The sequence below is a fragment of the Streptomyces sp. genome (assembly GCF_031181705.1).
Lineage (GTDB): Bacteria > Actinomycetota > Actinomycetes > Streptomycetales > Streptomycetaceae > Streptomyces.
This window is the reverse complement of sequence record NZ_JAPSKN010000168.1, coordinates 8,355-10,923: the sequence shown is the minus strand read 5'-3', so window position 1 is coordinate 10,923 and position 2,569 is coordinate 8,355. Positions and strand designations below refer to the sequence as shown.

The following is a 2,569-nucleotide window of genomic DNA, read 5'->3' as shown; positions in this document are numbered from 1 at the left end:
ACGACCGGCCGCCAGCGCCGCCGCGTACGCCCCGGGGTGCTTCACGTTCCACCACCGCACCCCGCCCACGTGGCTGTGCGCCCCGGGTCCGGCGCCCCACCAGTCGGCGCCCCGCCAGTACAGCTCGTTGTGCAGGCACCGCCCCGCCTCGGAGGTCGCCCAGTTCGACACCTCGTACCACTCGAACCCCGCGCCCGAGAGCACCTCGTCCGCGATCAGGTACCGGTCGGCGTGGACGTCGTCGTCGGTCATCGGCACCTCGCCCCGGCGGATCCGCCGCGCCAGCTGCGTCCCCTCCTCGACGATCAGCGCGTAGGCGCTGACGTGGTCAGGACCGGCCCCCAGCACCGCGTCCAGCGAGGCCCGCCAGTCGTCGTCCGACTCCCCCGGCGTGCCGTAGATCAGGTCGAGGTTCACATGCTCGAACCCGGCCGCCCTGGCCTCCGCGACGCACGCCTGAGGCCGCCCGGGCGTGTGCGTGCGGTCCAGCACCTTCAGCACGTGCTGCCGCGCGCTCTGCATGCCGAAGGAGATGCGGTTGAAGCCGCCCTCGCGCAGGGCCGCCAGATAGGCCGGATCGACCGACTCCGGGTTGGCCTCCGTGGTGACCTCGGCGTCCGCCGCCAGCCCGAACTCGTCCCGCACGGCCGTCAGCATCCGTACGAGATCACCGGCGTCCAGCAGCGTGGGCGTACCGCCGCCCACGAACACCGTGCGGACGGGACGCGGATCGTCCCCCAGGACCTTGCGGGCCAGGCGGATCTCGTCGACGAGCGTCTCGGCGTAGTTGTCACGGGAGGCGAGCACCCCGCCGGTGCCGCGCAGCTCGGTGGCCGTGTAGGTGTTGAAGTCGCAGTAGCCGCAGCGGGTCGCGCAGTACGGGACGTGCAGGTAGAACCCGAGCGGGCGGGCGGCGGCCCCGGCGAGTGCGGACGCGGGCAGCGCGCCGTCCTCGGGGACGGGCTCGCCGTCGGGGAGAGCGGAAGGCATGCCTTCCATTGTCCAGCACCCGCGCGCTCACTCCGCCTGGAGCACCAGCAGCGCCAGATCGTCCGCCGGGGGCCGCGCCCCGAAATCGTGCACGAGCCGCTTGATCCGCTCGGCTATGAGCTCCGCGTCGAGCCCCGCGCACCCGGCCAGCGCCGCCGCGAGCCCGTCCCCGTCGTCGAACTGGCGGGAGCCGGAGCGGCGCTCGGTGACGCCGTCGGTGACGCACAGCAGCGTGTCGCCGGAGCGCAGCTCGAAGGTCTCGCTGGTGTACGCGGCGTCCTCGACGACGCCCAGCAGGGTCTGCGGCTGCGCGCACGGGTGGACCTCGCCGTCCGCCCCGAGCCGCAGGGGCAGCGGGTGCCCGGCGGAGGCGACGGTGCAGCGGACGCCGCCGTCGAAGGGGACCAGTTCGCCGTAGAGCAGGGACAGGAAGCGGGTCTGCGGACCGTCGCCGGGCGGGGTCGGCCGCGCGCCCGCCGCCACCAGGGCCCGGGCCGCCGCGTCCGCGGCCTCCGTGGCGTCGTCGAGCAGGAGCTGGTTGAGGCGGTCCAGGACGTCGGCGACCCGGTAGCCCTCGCGGGCCAGCAGCCGCAGCCACGGCCGGGCCAGGCCGATGACGACGGCGGCCTCGGGCCCCTTGCCCTGGACGTCGCCGACGGCGAAGCACCAGCGGCCGTCGCCGGCCGGGAACAGGTCGTAGAAGTCGCCGCTGGGGCCGCCCTTGTCGCAGGGCTCGTAGACGAGGGCGCTGCGCACGCCGGGGATCTCGGCGACGGCTCCGGGCAGCAGGCCGCGCTGCAGGACGGCGCTGATGGTGGCCTGGCGGGCGTACTGGCGGGCGGCGCCGATGGCCAGGGCCACCCGGCGGCCGAGGTCCTCCACGAGGCCGGTGATCTCGTCGGGGAAGCGGGCGGTGCCGGACCGTCCGATGACCAGGGTGCCGAGCGGGCGTCCCCCGGCGACCAGCCGGTACGCGAGGGCCGAGCCGGACTCCCCGGGGGCGTCGCCGAGCGCCTCGCCGGGCCACGGGCAGGCGACGGGCCCGGACGTCACGGGGTCGGACGGGGGCGGCGGTTCCTTCTCCAGGGTCCGGCGCAGCTCCTCGATGCGGTTCTCGCTGCCGTGCCAGACCCGGGCCAGCCGGGGGCCGCCGGCGCCACCGCCCCAGCCGGCGCCGGTGGCCTCGTCCTCCAGCCAGACCGCGCACCAGTCGGCCAGCCGCGGCACGATCAGCTGCCCGGCGAGGGCGGCGACCAGGTCCTCGTCGAGCTGCCCGGCGAGCAGGTCGGAGGCCTCCGCGAGGAAGGACAGGGCGCCCCGGCCGAGCCAGGAGCCGTCGGGCCCGTCGCGCCCGTCGGGGCTCTCGTGGCGGTCCCGCCAGTCCCGCAGGTCGCTCCAGTCACGCAGGGCGGTCGAGTCGCCCATGGCGGCCGAGTACCGCGGGACGGCCGGGTCCCGCAGGGCGGACGCGTCCTGCGGGACGGGCCAGTCCGGCGAGGCGGCCGAGTCGCGCGGGCCGGAAGCGCCCCGCGGGCCGGAAGCGCCGCGCAGGTCGGAAGCGCCGCGCAGGTCGGAAGCG

The 2,569-nt window shown here is 76.2% G+C and carries 2 protein-coding genes; both read right to left on the bottom strand.

Translation table 11 applies throughout. The features are described 5' to 3' along the window. Window positions 1–990: radical SAM family heme chaperone HemW (hemW, locus tag RIN80_RS23940; protein ID WP_309097709.1), on the bottom strand; the 990-nt coding region annotated here is incomplete at its 3' end. 27 nt (window positions 991–1,017) lie between these two features. Next, a partial coding sequence (locus RIN80_RS23935) for a SpoIIE family protein phosphatase (RefSeq protein ID WP_309097708.1) occupies window positions 1,018–2,569 on the bottom strand: 1,552 nt, incomplete at its 5' end.